Origin of the sequence: Pandoraea sp. LA3, from assembly GCF_022696215.1 — a bacterium.
Lineage (GTDB): Bacteria > Pseudomonadota > Gammaproteobacteria > Burkholderiales > Burkholderiaceae > Pandoraea > Pandoraea capi.
In genome coordinates this window covers 599,323-615,001 of record NZ_PTPY01000035.1, presented here as the reverse complement: position 1 = coordinate 615,001, position 15,679 = coordinate 599,323, and the positions used below count along the sequence as shown (strand labels likewise).

The following is a 15,679-nucleotide window of genomic DNA, read 5'->3' as shown; positions in this document are numbered from 1 at the left end:
CGAAAAAAGTCAAAAATTTAGCCGCGCTGTCCGACAGGCGTTATTGGAACGATGCGCAATCCTGCGCAAGACGTTCGATGAGCGCGTCAACGGGCATCACACCCAGATCCACGCCGCCACGGGCACGCACGGCTACCGTATTCCCCTCCTGCTCTTTATCCCCTACCACGATGAGATAGGGAACTTTCTGCAAGGAGTGCTCGCGTATTTTATAGCTAATTTTCTCGTTGCGCAAATCGCTGCGAGCCCTAAGCCCTTGTTCTTTCAACTTTTTCGTCACTTCCTGAGCGTAATCGGCCGTTTTTTCCGAGACATTCATCACGATCACCTGCTCCGGCGCGAGCCAGACCGGCAATGCACCAGCATGGTGCTCGATCAGAATACCGATGAAACGCTCGAGCGATCCCAGGATCGCGCGGTGAAGCATGACGGGGCGCTTGCGGCTGTTGTCCTCGGCGACGTACTCGGCGTCGAGACGCTCAGGCATCGAGAAGTCGACCTGCATCGTGCCACACTGCCACTGACGGCCCAGCGCGTCCTTGAGCGTGTATTCGATCTTCGGACCGTAAAACGCCCCGTCGCCCTCGGCGATCTCGAATTCGCAGCCCGAACGGCGCAGCGATTCCATCAACGCAAATTCGGCCTTATCCCAGTTCTCGTCGGAACCGACACGATGCTCAGGGCGCGTAGCGACCTTGTAGATCATGTCCGTAAAGCCGAAATCCTTGTAGACGGCATGCAACAGCGCCGTGTAGTTCACGCACTCATCAAGGATCTGGTCTTCCGTGCAGAAAATGTGACCGTCGTCCTGCGTGAACCCGCGCACGCGCATCAGTCCGTGCAAACCGCCCGACGGCTCGTTGCGATGGCATTGCCCGAACTCGCCGTAGCGCAGCGGCAGATCGCGGTAGCTATGCAGCGCCGAATTGAAAATCAGAACGTGCCCAGGACAGTTCATCGGCTTCAGCGCGTAAGCGCGATTCTCCGACTCCGTCGTGAACATGTTGTCCTTGTAGTTCTCCCAGTGCCCCGACTTTTCCCAGAGCGAGCGGTCGAGAATCTGCGGCCCCTTCACTTCCTGATAGCCGTTGTTGCGATAGACGCGGCGCATGTACTGCTCGACCTGCTGCCAGAGCGTCCAGCCCTTCGGGTGCCAGAAGATGAGACCGGGCGCCTCTTCCTGCATATGGAAGAAGTCCAGCGCACGGCCGAGTTTGCGGTGATCGCGCTTTTCCGCCTCTTCGAGCATATGCAGATACGCGTCCTGGTCTTCCTTCTTCGTCCAGGCCGTGCCATAGATACGCTGCAACTGCTCGTTCTTCGCATCGCCACGCCAGTAGGCGCCGGCGACCTTCATCAGCTTGAAGACCTTGAGCTTGCCCGTCGACGGCACGTGCGGACCACGGCACAGGTCGACGAACTTGCCTTCGCGATACAGGCCGATCTCATCCGTTGCCGGAATCGATTCGATGATCTCCGCCTTGTACTTCTCGCCCATCGACATGAACAGACGCACGGCGTCGTCGCGCGACATCACTTCGCGCGTGACGGGCTCGTCCTTCTTGGCGAGCTCATGCATCTTCTTCTCGATGGCTTCGAGGTCTTCCGGCGTGAAAGCACGGTGGAACGAGAAGTCGTAGTAGAAGCCGTTGTCGATGACCGGACCGATCGTGACCTGCGCCTCGGGGAACAACTCCTTGACGGCATATGCCAGCAAGTGAGCCGTCGAGTGACGAATGATGTCCAGGCCGTCGGCATCCTTATCCGTGACGATGGCGAGACTCACGTCGCGATCGATCAGATAAGACGTGTCGACCAGCTTGCCGTCGACGCGACCTGCGAGGGCCGCCTTGGCCAGCCCCGTGCCGATCGAGCCGGCCACTTGCGCCACCGTGAGCGGGGCTTCGTACTGGCGTTGCGAACCGTCAGGCAAACGTACCGAAATCATGTCGCACTCCCATGCGCAAAAACGTCACGCGCGGCCCACGCCACGCGGCAAACCACGAAAAAAAACGGCCTCGACTGTCGTCGAGGCCGTCTCTTCATTCCTTGCATCCAGACGAAAAACACCCTCGACTTAACGTCGCACCTTCACCACTGTGAAAGTTCGGGCAGTCTTCAACATGAGTGTTTTCCAGCGCCTGTGTCTGCGGGGTTTCGCGGACTGTAATGCATTAAATTTCGTTGGTAGGCTCGATTGGATTCGAACCAACGACCCCCACCATGTCAAGGTGGTGCTCTAACCAACTGAGCTACGAGCCTACTGCAAGAGAACGAGATTCTAGCAAGGTTTCGTCACATCGCCAAGCGATTATTGTGCCTGCCGATCGAAAACCGCATCAAACAAGGCTTTCACGCGTTGTTGCATCGCAAGGTCAAGCTCTTGAAACGGCTCGATCGGCCGTCAAAACCGCCGACCGAGCCACCCCGCGACGACTTGTCGCTTATCGCTTAACGTCGGCGCGACGACACCACACCCGTCACCCCGGTCAGTTGCGCCAGCGCACGCTGCAACTGACCGCCATCGCGCACTTCCACGGTGAATTGCATGAATGCCTGCGCCCCGCGAGATTGCGTGCTGACGCCTGTCACATTGAGCTTTTCCCGAGAAAACACTTCGGAGATATCCCGCAGCAACCCCTGACGGTCGGTCGCCTCGATCTGAATATCAACCGGATACGCGGCCACACCACGCCCTTCCAGCACATCGGACGACCAGGCCGTCTGAATCACACGCTCCGGCGAACGCGCCTTCATCGCCTGGAAACTATGGCAGTCCTGCCGGTGAATCGACACGCCCTTGCCGCGCGTGACGAACCCGACGATCGGATCGGGCGGCGCGGGGCGGCAGCACTTCGCCAATTGCGTGAGCAACGCGCCCACGCCGACCACCAGCACACCGCTCTTCGCGCCCTGCGCCACGCTCGTGTCGAGACTCTTCTTGGCAACGAGCGTGTCTTCGTCACGCGGCTCCGGCCCCGGCAAGTTGCCGGACAACGCCTGCTCCACGTGACGCAGACTGAACTCGTCCTTCGCGATGGACGCGTAAAGATCGTCCGGCGTACGAAAACCGAGACGCGCTGCCAGTTCCTCGAGATTGACGGACGTCTTGCCTTCGCGCTGCAACGTCTTGTCGACCAGCGTACGGCCCTGCGCGATCGTCTCTTCGAGGTCGATCGCATTGAACCACTGCCGCACCTTCTGACGCGCACGATGGCTCTGCAAATACCCTAGCTGCGAATTGAGCCAATCCCGCGACGGCCCACCCTGCTTGACCGTGACGATCTCGACCGTTTGCCCGTTTTGCAGCGGCGTATTGAGCGGCACCATCGCGCCATCCACTCGAGCGCCACGGCAGCGATGCCCCAGCTCCGAATGCAGGTGATAGGCAAAGTCGACCGGCGTCGCGCCTTGCGGCAACGAAATGACACGCGCCTGCGGCGTCAGCACATAGATGTGGTCGTCGATGGTCGCCCGCTTGAGCTGCTCCCACGGCTGCACCGCGCCTTCGGCACCGACGGTATCGGCAACATCGTCCTTCCATGCGAGCAATTGACGCAGCCACGCGATCTTCTCGTCGTAGGCCTCGTTCGCCGAAAACGCGCCGCCATAACCGCGCTGCCCGGCTTCCTTGTAGCGCCAGTGCGCCGCGATGCCGTACTCGGCAAAGTGGTGCATTTCGTGCGTCCGGATCTGCACCTCGAACGCCCGCCCGTCGTCACCAATCACTACCGTATGCAACGACTTGTAGCCGTTGGGTTTCGGCCGCGAGATGTAATCGTCGAACTCTTTCGGAATCGGCTGCCACAGGTTATGGACGATGCCCAGCACCGTGTAGCAATCCTTGATGTCTTCGACGATCACGCGAAACGCCCGCACATCGTAAAGCTCGGCAAAATCGACCGCCTTGCCGCGCATCTTCTTCCAGATGCTGTAGATGTGCTTGGGCCGCCCCGACACCTCGGCCTTCACTTCGGCGCGCGCCAGTTCATCCTGAAGACGCTGAATCGCTCCTTCGATGAACGTCTGCCGCTCGACGCGCTTTTCCTCCAGCAGCTTGGCGATCTGCTTGTAGGTCACCGGCTCCAGAAAGCGGAACGCGAGATCTTCGAGTTCCCACTTCAGTTGCCAGATACCAAGACGGTTCGCCAGCGGCGCATAGATCTCAAGCACCTCGTGCGGCATGTCCTCCGGCGGCGCCTTCTTTTCGGCGGCATACCAGCGCAGCGATTGCAGACGCGACGCCAGCCGGATCATCACGACACGGATGTCCTGAGCAAATGCCAGCAGCATCTTGCGCAAGCCTTCGACCTGCGACTTGCGCTCCGCCGACGCGTCGCGATCGCGCCCATCGGACGGCATCGCCTGCGCAGCGCGGGCGCCCGCGCCGGACAGACGTTGCAGCTTGCGCACATCGATCACGAGCGCAGCCACTTCCGCGCCAAACTTCTGCGTCAGTGTGGTTTGCGGATCCGGGAGAAATTCGACGGCAGAGAACAGCGCCGCTGCCTGATGCGTCGCCTCGTCGACACGCAGCGTGTCGAGAATCGCGATCATGCCGCGCGCATGCGCCATGATCGGCTCGCCGGACGAAAGCACGTTCTCGCCGCACAGCGTCGCGGCGAACGCGAGGGCGTCGTCGAGCGTGGCGGGCAAAGGTGCATCACCCACACCCGGCGTCGAGGGCGACCCTGTAGATGTCGGTGCTTGGTGTTGGTTCATGTCGGAACGCGGGGCGACCAGCGCCCCGGATATTGCGGGTCGCGCACTCAGCTTTCGCGCTGGGCGGCCACGACCACGATTTCAACAAGCATGGCAGGATCGGCGAGCAATGCCTGCACCGTGGCGCGCGGGGGAGCGTTACCGGCCGGCACCCACTCGTCCCACACCTGGTTCATTTCACCGAAGTACTTCATGTCCGAGATGAAAATCTGGCAGGACAGAATCAGCGACTTGTCGCTGTTGGCCTCGCCGAGCAGACGGTCGATATGCGCGAGGACCTGACGCGTCTGACCGGCCATGTCCTGCGAGCGGTCATCGGGGGTCTGACCGGCCAGATAAACGGTGCCATTGTGCACGGCCATGTCCGACCAGCGCTTTTCGACGTAAAAACGTTGTACTGCCATGATGTAAAACTCCTCGTGTTCTTCTGACTTCGGATAAGCCACCGCACGTCGCCGCCAAGGCGAGCATCAGTCGGCATACCCCTCAAAAAACCGGCGCGCGATCTCGATTTGATCCGCATGCACGAATGTCGGCGCGTGACCCACGCCGGGGATTTCCACGGCGCGCGCGTGTTGCGCGTGCGCCAGCATCTGTTCTTGCGTCGTACGTGAGAGCAGATCCGACTGCTCACCCCGCACGACCAGCGTGCGGCCCGGGAACGCCGCCAGCGACGCCCAGAGCATGGCCTCGCCAGCCGCAATGGCTTCGGGCGGAATTGCCGCGAATGCCGCGCCGATGGACGGATCGTAACGCAGCACATAACCGTCGCCATCGGCCTTGAGCAGCGGTTCGCTAAGACCAAGCCACTCCTCTCGCGTATGCGGCCCGAACGCCGACGAAATCGACCAGAGATAATCGGCGCCTTCGTCCAAGCTAGCAAAACGCTTCGGAATGCCGACATATTGACCGATGCGTGCGAGTGCCGCCGCATCGATATGAGGCCCCACGTCATTGAGCAACAAGTTGCGAATCGGCGTGTCCGGCAGTCCCGCGAGCCCCATGGCGATGAGCCCGCCCATCGATGTACCGAACCAGTCCACCGTCGCCACACCGAGACGCGCAATCAGCGTCACCATGTCCGACACGTATTGCGGCACGACGTAGCCTGCGGGATTCGCCAGCCAGGACGACTGCCCGCGCCCCACGACATCGGGACACACCACACGGTAGTCGTTCGCAAACACCTTCGCCAGCGCGTCAAAATCGCGGCCACATCGCGTGAGGCCGTGGACGCAGACCAATACCCGGGGATTGTCAGGGTCGCCCCATTCCGCGTAGGCCATGCGATGCAACCCGGAAGGACTCAGACACTGAACGTTCGATAGACGCGGCACGTGGCTCGGCATGACAGGCTCATCGGATCGGTTTCCAGACCCGAATTCTACCGCGCTTGCCGCGAACCGTAAGCTAGAATGAGGTCACTCATGAGTCGCACTGCGCCGCACCCTGCGGCCGCACTCATTGAACGCACTCATCGAATGCAGCTTCTTCCCCCCCTACTCCCGCACGGAGACCATGCAATGCTGAAAGGAAAAATCGCCCTCGTGACCGGCTCGACCAGCGGCATCGGTCTGGGCATGGCACAAGCGCTTGCCGCACAGGGCGCCACGCTCATCACGAACGGCTTCGGCGATGCCGACGCGGCGCGCGCCGCCATCACCGCCGCAGCGGCCAAGGCCGGCCACACGGGCACGCAGGTCGGCTATCACGGTGCGGACATGAGCCGCGCCAGCGAGATCGAGGCGATGATGCAATACGCCGAATCCGAGTTCGGCGGCGTGGACATTCTGGTGAACAACGCGGGCATTCAGCACGTCGCCGAAATTCAGGATTTTCCGACGGACAAATGGGACGCGATCATTGCCATCAACCTGACGTCCGCCTTTCACACCACGCGACTTGCATTGCCCGGCATGCGTACCCGCAACTGGGGACGCATCATCAACATTGCGTCGGTGCACGGTCTTGTCGGATCGGCTGGCAAATCAGCGTATGTGGCAGCCAAGCACGGCATTGTCGGCCTGACCAAGGTCACGGCGCTGGAAAACGCACAGACCGGCGTGACGGCAAACGCCATTTGCCCGGGATTTGTCCTCACCCCGCTCGTGCAGAAGCAGGTGGACGATCGCGCGGCACGGGACAAGCTCTCCGGCGACGAAGCGAAGCGCTCGCTGCTTGGCGAGAAACAGCCGTCGGGTGAGTTTGTTACCCCCGAACAACTTGGCGCCCTTGCGGTCTTCCTGTGCAGCGAAGCCGCGGCGCAGGTGCGTGGCGCCGCGTGGAACATGGACGGCGGCTGGGTCTCGCAATGAGTCTGCGATACTGTCGGCGCTATAAGTCGACGCTATAGATTGGCGACATCTGAAAAACAAAACGGGCGGGGATATCCCCGCCCGTTTTGCATTTGACGAACCAACTTCCTACTCGCACAGGCCGCCGGGTTCAACGGCCGCGGCAACCCACCCGTCGTCAATCGCGCGCTGCGACCTGCTCAACGGCCAACTCCCGCCGAGCGTGCGCAGTGCTTCGTCCAACGTCAGACAGCGCTCGTGTCGAGCGGCGCGCCGGTCTTCTGCGAGATTTCTTCCTTCGTCACGCCCGGTGCCAGCTCGGCCACCTTCAGACCCTCCGGCGTCACATCGATCACGCCCAGATCGGTAATGATGCGGTTGACCACACCCACACCCGTCAACGGCAGATCGCAAGCCTTGAGAATCTTGTGGGCATCGCCCTTGGCAACGTGCTCCATGAGCACGACCACGCGGCCAACGCCAGCGACGAGATCCATCGCGCCGCCCATCCCCTTGATCATCTTGCCCGGGATCATCCAGTTGGCGAGATCACCCTTTTCGCTGACCTGCATCGCCCCGAGAATTGCCAGATTGATGTGACCGCCGCGAATCATCGCAAACGAGTCGGCCGACGAGAAGATCGACGAACCGGCCAGCGTCGTCACCGTCTGCTTGCCCGCGTTGATCATGTCGGCGTCGACCTCGTCTTCCGTCGGGAACGGGCCGATACCGAGCAGACCGTTTTCCGATTGCAGCCAGACTTCCATACCATCCGGCACATGGTTCGCCACCAGTGTGGGCAAGCCGATACCGAGGTTCACGTAGAAGCCATCTTCAAGCTCACGCGCCGCGCGAGCCGCCATTTCATCACGATTCCATGCCATGGTTATCTCCTTGATCTCGGCGCTTACTTGGCACGTACCGTGCGCTGTTCGATGCGTTTTTCCGGATGCGCGTTCAGCACGATGCGTTGAACGAAGATCCCCGGCAGGTGCACGTCGTCCGGATCGATCGAACCGGTTTCCACCAGTTCCTCGACTTCGACGATCGTGATCTTGCCGGCCATGGCAGCCATCGGGTTGAAGTTACGGGCAGTGCGATTGAACACCAGGTTGCCGGCGCGATCGGCCTTGGCCGCTTTCACCAGCGCGACGTCGGCGCGCAGCGAGCGCTCCATGATGTACGTCTCGCCGTCGAACTCGCGCGTGTCCTTCCCTTCGGCCACGACAGTACCCACACCGGTCTTCGTAAAGAACGCCGGAATGCCCGCACCACCGGCGCGCAGCTTCTCGGCCAGCGTGCCTTGCGGCGTGAATTCAAGCTCGAGTTCGCCCGCCAGATACTGGCGCTCGAATTCCTTGTTCTCGCCCACGTACGACGAAATCATCTTCTTGATCTGACGCGTCTCGAGAAGCAGACCGAGGCCAAAACCATCGACGCCGGCATTGTTGCTGATGCAGGTGAGCCCCTTGACGCCCGAGTCGCGCAGCGCGGCGATCAGGGCCTCCGGAATGCCACACAGGCCGAAGCCACCGACGGCGAGCGTTTGCCCGTCTGCGACGACACCGGCGAGCGCCTCCTTGGCGCTGGCGTATACCTTGTTCATCGTTTGTCCCTTTCCCTCGGTTGAGAATTGAAATTATGCCGCGCTCTCACGCGTTGCGAGACTCGCGCGAACCCTCGAAATGCCACCGTCCACGCGCCTCATGCAACCACAGAGCTTACGGTGCCGCGCAAATGGGGCACAATACGTGAAATTACATATCTTCCCGCGCGCCGCGCCGCAACACGCGGCGAAGCCGCACGTGTGACCGACCGGATCGTACTTCCCCCATGCCGACGTTCGACTACCAGACAGCCTTTCACATCGCACCAGTGGGTCTGGTCATCTCACGCCAGCGCATCATCGAAGACTGCAACCGCCAGCTCGGCAAGATTTTCGGTTACGACCACGAAACACTGATCGGCCAATCCTTTCAGGTGTTGTATCCGTCGCCCAAAGAGTTCGAGCGCATCGGCGAGCGCATTCCTCCCATCATGAGCACACAGGGCGTCTATTCGGACGAGCGCATCATGCGTCGCGCTAACGGCGAGCTGTTCTGGTGCCATGTCACCGGCCGCTCACTCGACGTGAACGATCCGCACGCCGCCGGTTTGTGGACTTTCGAGGACATTTCGGCCACGCGACGCGTCGCCGTCGCCCTGACCGCCCGTGAGCGCGAAATCGCCGCGCAACTCGTGCAAGGCAAGACGAGCAAACAGATCGGCAAGATCCTCGAGATCAGCCCGCGCACCGTCGACATTTACCGGGCGCGCCTGATGCAAAAATACGGCGCCGGCACGGCGACCGAACTTGTCCAGCGCCTGCTCGGCAACTAACCCCAATCTCCCCCGTGCATCACGGGGGTGGAGAGGGCGGGAACATTACTCCCCGGCAAACAACGTCCGTACGGCCTGCGGCAGCGGCACCGACTTCTCGGCCTGATAGTTCACCCATACGATCTTGGCGCCGCCCTCGGCGACGAGGACGTCGGGCAGATCGGCGCGGCGCAGTTCGAAGCGCGTATCGACACTGCTGCGCCCGGGTTCACCGATGAACATGCGGCAATCGATATCGCCCGGGTAACGCAACTGACGCAGAAACGTCATATTCGCGTTGACGATGACCGGCCCCTCTCCCGTCTCACGCTCTTCCGACGCGATATCCAGCGTCTCCAGCCACGAAATACGCACCTGCTCCATGTAGCGGAAGTACACGGTGTTGTTGACATGCCCGAAAGCATCCATATCGCCCCAGCGAATGGGCATGCTCATTCGGAAGACTTCCTTGAACTCTGACGACACTGCAAATTCCTCATGATCGAAAACAGCGCCTTGCCGAGAAATGACAAGGCGTCATGAGAATGAAGTGTAGCGCCTCGGCCCGGGCGGCGCGCATCACGCCATGGGGATTGGCTTTGAGAAGGCGTCTTTTCAGAATTGCTGGAGAGCGCCGCCTCGGAAGATTCCGAAGCGGCAGCGCGGGATTGGCCCGAAGCCGTGAGTGCTACTTGCGAACGCCGCCAGTCTGGGCCGGGGTCTGCGGCTTGCTGGCCATCGAATCGTCCTTGACCGCTGCTTCCGCCTTTTCGACCAGATCCCGCCCGACGAGCGCCTTCCACTTGGCATAGACCGGACGCGTTGCATCGACAAAGCGCTGACGCTGCTCGGGCGTCAATCGGGTGACCTTCACGCCGCGCGCCTCCAGTTCATCCCACATGCCCTGCCCGGTGCTCAGCAGATCCTCGCGAGCGAGCGTCACTTCGAAGCGTGCCGCCTCCATGGCTGCGTCGCGTACGATGTCGCGATCCTGCGGTGACCAGCTATCCCAGACCTGCCGGTTGACCACGAAGACGATCGGGTCGGCCACGTAATCCCACATCGTGATGTAGCGTTGCCCGGCCGTATCGAGCTTGGCGTTGTTGAAAATCGTGATCGGATTTTCCTGACCATCGATCTTGCGCGCGCGCAGCGCGCGAATCGCCTCGCCCCACGTCATCTGGGTCGGTGCCGCGCCCAATGCCGTGAAAATGTCGTTGAACAGCAGGGACCCCACCACACGGAAACGCAGCCCGCGCATATCGTCAGGCGATCGGATCGCACGCCGCGAATTACTCAGTTGGCGAAAGCCGTTTTCCCCCCACGCAAGCGGCACGACGCCCTGCTCTTCCACGCGACGAAACAGCTCGCGCCCGACGTCGCCCTGCGTCAGCGCGTCGACGGAACGATAGCCGCGCAGCAGGAACGGTAGCGAGAAAACATTGAACTCCGGAATGGCCGACGACCAGTTGATCGTCGACCCCACGGCCATGTCGATGACCCCCTGACGCAACGCCGTGAACTCGCGCGTCTGGTCGCCGCCCATGAGCGTGGCGTTGGGATGCAGTCGAATGTTGATGCGCCCGTGAGTCCGTTCGCGCACCATGTCCGCCCAGAGTTGGGTGCCTTTGCCCCAGGGCGTGCCCGTATCGGGCACGATCGACAGCGTGTATTCGGCCTTGTAAGGTTGCGCGGCCACCGGCAGCGCGATTGCGGCGAGGGCAAGCGCGACTCCGACGAGCCCCCGCCAGCCTTGATTACGCATGTTGTCCTCGAGATGATTCGGGATCCGACGTCAACACGACGCCATTCGCGATTCCCGTAAACGTCCCGAAATTATGCGCTCGTCGTCATGAAGCTGACTGCCTCGGACAATCCCCGATTGCCGCATGGCGACTGGCCTGCGCAATCGGGAAAATCGTTTCGCCATCGGCGCGGATCGGGCGCCGCCATCGGCCCGCCCGGCCTGTCTTCACCCTCTCAGCCGATGGCCAGACCGTCGTCGATGGTCATGATGGAGCCGTTGATAAATCGGGAATCGTCTGAAGCCAGAAGCAGAATCAGCCCATCGAGATCGCCCGGCTCACCCACTCGCTGACGCGGCAACATCTGAATCAGTTTGCGCCCGGCTTCCGTCTGCCAATGATCGTGATTGATTTCGGTATCGATATAGCCCGGGCACAGCGCATTCACATTGATGTTGAAGCGCCCCCATTCGAGCGCCATCGAGCGCGTCATGTGAATGACCGCCGCTTTGCTCATGCAGTAGACGCCTAGCATGGATATCGCCCGCTGCCCGGCCACCGACGCCACATTGATAATTCGATGCTGTCGCTGCGGATCCCCCTTGCTGCGGCGGATCATGCGCTTGGCGACTTCCTGTGCGACGAAGAACGCACCGCGAGTGTTCGTGTCGACGACGTAGTCATAGTCCTGCGGCGTGACATCGACCAGCTTCTGCTGTGTCGACACCCCGGAATTATTGATCAGGATATCGATGGCCCCGGCTTCGGTCTCCGCGTGAGCGACGCCCGCGCGAATGCTGTCGTAATCGGTCACATCGAGCGGCACGACATGGGCAGCGCCGCCCTGCGCCTCGATTTCCGCCCGCAACTCCTTGAGCCGCTCCACGCGGCGGCTGGCCAGCACGACTTTGGCCCCCGCCTGCGCCAGCACCTTGGCGAACTGCATGCCAAGCCCGCTCGACGCCCCCGTGACCATGGCGACTTTGCCCTCCAGATTCAGCGAACGACCCATCTTGTTCTCCCTCATGCCTGGACCCGCATTGAACTACGGCGTTGCCGCAAGGCCCGCCGCTAGAGCTTCCTACCTACCAAACCGAACGATCGTGCTATTAATATGCGGTTGCGAGGTGAACCCCATTCCCGGAAAATGGCCGCACCCACGAATTCTAACGTTTATAACAGGAGCATCAATGGATCCCAAGCTGCTTGAGCAGTACGGCCCGAGGGAGTCGATGGAATATGACGTCGTCGTTGTTGGCGGCGGTCCGGCCGGCCTGTCCACGGCTATCCGATTGAAGCAACGTGCTCAGGAAGCGGGCAAGGAGATTTCCGTTTGCGTGCTGGAAAAAGGCTCGGAAATCGGCGCCCATATTCTCTCCGGCGCCGTGATGGATCCGCGAGCGCTCACCGAACTCATCCCCAACTGGAAGGAACTCGGCGCCCCCCTCGACACCCCCGTGGTCGAAGACCGTTTCCTGTTCCTGAACGAAACCGGTGCGACGGCCACCCCGTCCTGGCTGCTGCCCGCCTGCTTCCAGAACCATGGGAACTACGTCATCAGCCTGGGCAATGTCGTGCGCTGGCTGGGCCAGCAAGCCGAAGCGCTGGGCGTCGAAATCTTCCCGGGCTTCCCCGCTGCCGAAATCCTGTACGACGAGAACGGCGCGGTGATGGGCGTGGCGACCGGCAACATGGGCGTGGGCAAGGACGGCGAACCGACCGAAAACTTCCAGCTCGGCATGGAGTTGCACGCCAAGTACACGATCTTCTCGGAAGGGGCACGTGGCAGCCTCGGCCGTCAGTTGATGCGCAAGTTCAACCTCGACGATGGCCGCGATCCGCAGGCCTACGGTCTTGGGATCAAGGAATTGTGGGAAATCGATCCGTCCAAGCATAAGGAAGGCCTCGTCATCCACACCGCCGGCTGGCCGCTTAACGCGCAGACTTATGGCGGCTCGTTCCTTTATCACCTGCCAAATAATCAAGTCGCCGTCGGCTTCATCGTCGGTCTGGACTACAGCAATCCGTATCTGTCGCCGTTCGAAGAATTCCAGCGTTACAAGACACACCCGTCGATCCGTCACTTCCTCGAAGGTGGCAAGCGGATCTCGTATGGCGCGCGCGCCATTACGGCCGGTGGCCTGCTGGCCTTGCCGAAGCTGGTCTTCAAGGGTGGCGCGCTGGTCGGCTGCGAAGCCGGTTTCCTGAACGTGAGCCGCATCAAGGGCAGCCACGCCGCGATCAAGAGCGGCATGATGGCCGCCGATGCGGCATTCGATGCGTTGGCGGCGGACCGTCAGCGTGACGAGTTGAGCGCCTACCCGGTCGCGTTCGAACAATCCTGGCTGCATGAAGAGCTGAACAAGGCCCGCAACTTCAAGCAGTGGTTCAAGAAGGGACTGACGGTCGCCACACTGATGACCGGCATCGAGCAAAAGCTGCTGGGCGGCAAGATGCCCTGGACGATTCACCGCAAGAAGGCCGATCACGAATCGCTTCTGCCGGCCGCGCAATGCCAGCCGATCGTCTATCCGAAGCCGGACGGCAAGCTCACGTTCGATCGTCTCTCTTCGGTGTTCATCTCGAACACCAATCATGAAGAGAATCAGCCGGCCCACCTGACGCTCAAGGATCCGAGCGTGCCCGTCGGCATCAACCTGAGCGAGTATGCCGGTCCGGAGCAACGCTATTGCCCGGCAGGCGTGTATGAATTCGTGAAGAACGACGACGATTCGGAGCGCTTGCAGATCAACGCGCAGAACTGCGTGCACTGCAAGACCTGCGACATCAAGGACCCGACGCAGAATATCGTGTGGGTCACGCCGGAAGGTGGCGGCGGGCCGAACTACCCGAATATGTGATGTTGTGATGCCGCCGGTTCGTCCGGCGGTTTTTGTTTGGACGTCGACGTTGACGTCGCCCGGGCAACTCGCCCGAACGGCAAGTGTCGAATTGACTTCGAATCAACGCCAATGGCAAGGGGGCATGATGTCGAGCATTTCCTCAAGACTTTCGGGTGTGGCACTGGCCGGCGCGCTCGCGCTTGCGGCAGGTGCCGCGCAGGCCAAGACGGTGAGCTACTTGTGCGATAACTCGCGTGTCGCGGTGGTCGTCTATGACGATCACAATCTCGGCGGCAACGTGACACTCTATTGGATGGGGCAGCGCGAAGTGCTCAAACCCGCACGCGCGGCAAGCGGCGAAAAGCACGTGGGACGCACGCTCATCTGGTGGAGCAAAGGTCCGGAAGGCACGCTATATACCGCAAAGGACGAGCGCCCCATCACGCAATGCCGTGAGTGACTCAACCGCGCAGCGCATGCAGCCGTAAAAAAAACGCCAGACAGTCTGTTGTCTGGCGTTCTTGTTTGGCGCTCGATAACGCGACGAAGGCATCAAGAGCCCTGTCCGTTCTCCGCCTCGATTAATCCGGTTTAGTCCGGTGCGCGCGCAGGAATGACCGGCGTTTCGATGTGCACGTCCCCGCACTGCGCACGGTGACGCAGCGCATGATCGATCAGCACGAGCGCCAGCAGTGCCTCGGCAATCGGCGTCGCACGAATGCCGACACACGGATCGTGACGGCCGAACGTCTCCACCGTCGACGGTTGCCCTGCCACATCGATCGATCGACGCGGCGTGCGAATACTGGACGTCGGCTTGATGGCGATCGAGACGTCGATATCCTGGCCGGTCGAAATACCGCCGAGAATGCCACCGGCATTGTTGCCGACGAAGCCTTCCGGCGTCAGTTCGTCACCATGCTCGGAGCCCTTTTGCGTCACGCTGCGAAAGCCTGCGCCGATCTCCACCCCCTTGACGGCATTCAGGCCCATCATGGCGTGCGCGATGTCAGCGTCGAGACGATCGAACAGCGGCTCGCCCAGGCCGACCGGCACCCCGGTCGCCACGACGCGCAGCTTCGCGCCCACGGAATCGCCCGCTTTGCGCAAGTCGTCCATATACGTTTCCAACTGCGGGACAACGTCGGCATTGGCCGCAAAGAACGGGTTCTGCGACACCTGCGCCCAATCGGTCTGCGGAATCTCCACCTCACCGAGTTGCGTCATGCAACCGCGCACCTGCACGCCATAACGCTCGGCAAGCCACTTCTTCGCCACAGCGCCAGCGGCCACCACAGGTGCCGTGAGGCGTGCAGACGAACGGCCGCCGCCGCGATAATCGCGCACGCCGTACTTCTGCAAATAGGTGTAATCGGCATGTCCGGGACGGAAAGTCTGGACGATGTTGCCGTAGTCCTTGCTGCGTTGATCCGTGTTGCGGATAAGCAAGGCGATGGGGGTGCCCGTCGTCACGCCCTCGAACACGCCCGAGAGAATCTCGACGGCATCCGGCTCGTTACGTTGCGTGACGTGCCGGGACGTCCCCGGGCGTCGGCGATCCAGTTCGATCTGAATGTCGGCTTCTGTCAACGCCATTCCCGGCGGGCAGCCATCGATGACACAGCCGATGGCCGGGCCATGCGATTCGCCGAAAGTGGTCACGGTAAACAGGGTTCCAAGCGTATTGCCAGACATACGGGGATCAGGTTGGGGTGGG

At 61.4% G+C, this 15,679-nt stretch carries 14 protein-coding genes and 1 tRNA gene; 4 read left to right on the top strand and 11 right to left on the bottom strand.

Annotation, left to right across the window (positions count from 1 at the left end; all coding sequences use genetic code 11):
- Positions 1-40: 40 nt before the first annotated feature.
- The 5 genes from thrS to C5N93_RS18140 form a co-directional block, all read right to left on the bottom strand.
- A complete protein-coding gene (gene thrS, locus C5N93_RS18160) occupies positions 41-1,948 on the bottom strand; it encodes a threonine--tRNA ligase (protein WP_069343920.1) in 1,908 nt (635 codons plus the stop codon).
- A gap of 237 nt (positions 1,949-2,185) precedes the next feature.
- Positions 2,186-2,262, bottom strand: a tRNA-Val gene (locus C5N93_RS18155).
- 189 nt (positions 2,263-2,451) lie between these two features.
- The gene (locus tag C5N93_RS18150; protein ID WP_242560367.1) at positions 2,452-4,722 is read right to left on the bottom strand and encodes a bifunctional (p)ppGpp synthetase/guanosine-3',5'-bis(diphosphate) 3'-pyrophosphohydrolase; all 2,271 of its coding nucleotides are present in this window, start codon (positions 4,720-4,722) and stop codon (positions 2,452-2,454) included.
- A 47-nt stretch (positions 4,723-4,769) separates the two neighbouring features.
- Positions 4,770-5,126 (bottom strand): RidA family protein, encoded by a 357-nt coding sequence (locus C5N93_RS18145; RefSeq protein ID WP_039397700.1) that lies wholly within the window; start codon positions 5,124-5,126, stop codon positions 4,770-4,772.
- Between the two features lie 66 nt (positions 5,127-5,192).
- Complete coding sequence (locus C5N93_RS18140; protein WP_242560366.1) at positions 5,193-6,071, bottom strand: alpha/beta hydrolase; 879 nt, start codon at positions 6,069-6,071, stop codon at positions 5,193-5,195.
- Positions 6,072-6,245: 174 nt separating this feature from the next.
- On the opposite strand from C5N93_RS18140, the gene C5N93_RS18135 reads away from it, so the two are divergent.
- Complete coding sequence (locus C5N93_RS18135; protein WP_242560365.1) at positions 6,246-7,037, top strand: 3-hydroxybutyrate dehydrogenase; 792 nt, start codon at positions 6,246-6,248, stop codon at positions 7,035-7,037.
- A gap of 224 nt (positions 7,038-7,261) precedes the next feature.
- On the opposite strand, the gene C5N93_RS18130 is transcribed toward C5N93_RS18135, so the two are convergent.
- Both C5N93_RS18130 and C5N93_RS18125 read right to left on the bottom strand, forming a co-directional pair.
- Positions 7,262-7,900 carry a CoA transferase subunit B gene (locus tag C5N93_RS18130; RefSeq protein WP_242560364.1) on the bottom strand — a complete coding sequence of 213 codons (639 nt, stop codon included), beginning with the start codon at positions 7,898-7,900 and terminating at the stop codon, positions 7,262-7,264.
- A 23-nt stretch (positions 7,901-7,923) separates the two neighbouring features.
- The gene (locus C5N93_RS18125; protein ID WP_069344402.1) at positions 7,924-8,622 is read right to left on the bottom strand and encodes a CoA transferase subunit A; all 699 of its coding nucleotides are present in this window, start codon (positions 8,620-8,622) and stop codon (positions 7,924-7,926) included.
- Between the two features lie 227 nt (positions 8,623-8,849).
- On the opposite strand from C5N93_RS18125, the gene C5N93_RS18120 reads away from it, so the two are divergent.
- Positions 8,850-9,395, top strand: coding sequence for a PAS and helix-turn-helix domain-containing protein (locus C5N93_RS18120; protein WP_242560363.1), 546 nt, complete (start codon positions 8,850-8,852; stop codon positions 9,393-9,395).
- 45 nt (positions 9,396-9,440) lie between these two features.
- Here C5N93_RS18120 and C5N93_RS18115 read toward each other — a convergent pair whose 3' ends face one another.
- The 3 genes from C5N93_RS18115 to C5N93_RS18105 all read right to left on the bottom strand — a co-directional run bounded on the left by C5N93_RS18115 (position 9,441) and on the right by C5N93_RS18105 (position 12,131).
- Positions 9,441-9,860 carry a thioesterase family protein gene (locus tag C5N93_RS18115; RefSeq protein ID WP_139133362.1) on the bottom strand — a complete coding sequence of 140 codons (420 nt, stop codon included), beginning with the start codon at positions 9,858-9,860 and terminating at the stop codon, positions 9,441-9,443.
- Between the two features lie 202 nt (positions 9,861-10,062).
- Positions 10,063-11,139, bottom strand: coding sequence for a DctP family TRAP transporter solute-binding subunit (locus C5N93_RS18110; protein WP_242560362.1), 1,077 nt, complete (start codon positions 11,137-11,139; stop codon positions 10,063-10,065).
- A gap of 215 nt (positions 11,140-11,354) precedes the next feature.
- Entirely contained in the window at positions 11,355-12,131 is a 777-nt protein-coding gene (locus C5N93_RS18105) for an SDR family oxidoreductase (RefSeq protein ID WP_150723278.1), read from the bottom strand.
- 178 nt (positions 12,132-12,309) lie between these two features.
- Between C5N93_RS18105 and C5N93_RS18100 the strand changes: the two genes are divergently transcribed.
- Together C5N93_RS18100 and C5N93_RS18095 are read left to right on the top strand one after the other, a co-directional pair.
- Positions 12,310-13,980: an electron transfer flavoprotein-ubiquinone oxidoreductase gene (locus C5N93_RS18100; protein ID WP_242560361.1), complete on the top strand. Its 1,671-nt coding sequence runs from the start codon at positions 12,310-12,312 to the stop codon at positions 13,978-13,980.
- 124 nt (positions 13,981-14,104) lie between these two features.
- Positions 14,105-14,422, top strand: coding sequence for an MliC family protein (locus tag C5N93_RS18095; protein ID WP_242560360.1), 318 nt, complete (start codon positions 14,105-14,107; stop codon positions 14,420-14,422).
- Between the two features lie 131 nt (positions 14,423-14,553).
- Here C5N93_RS18095 and aroC read toward each other — a convergent pair whose 3' ends face one another.
- The gene (gene aroC, locus C5N93_RS18090; protein WP_242560359.1) at positions 14,554-15,657 is read right to left on the bottom strand and encodes a chorismate synthase; all 1,104 of its coding nucleotides are present in this window, start codon (positions 15,655-15,657) and stop codon (positions 14,554-14,556) included.
- Between the last annotated feature and the right edge of the window lie 22 nt (positions 15,658-15,679).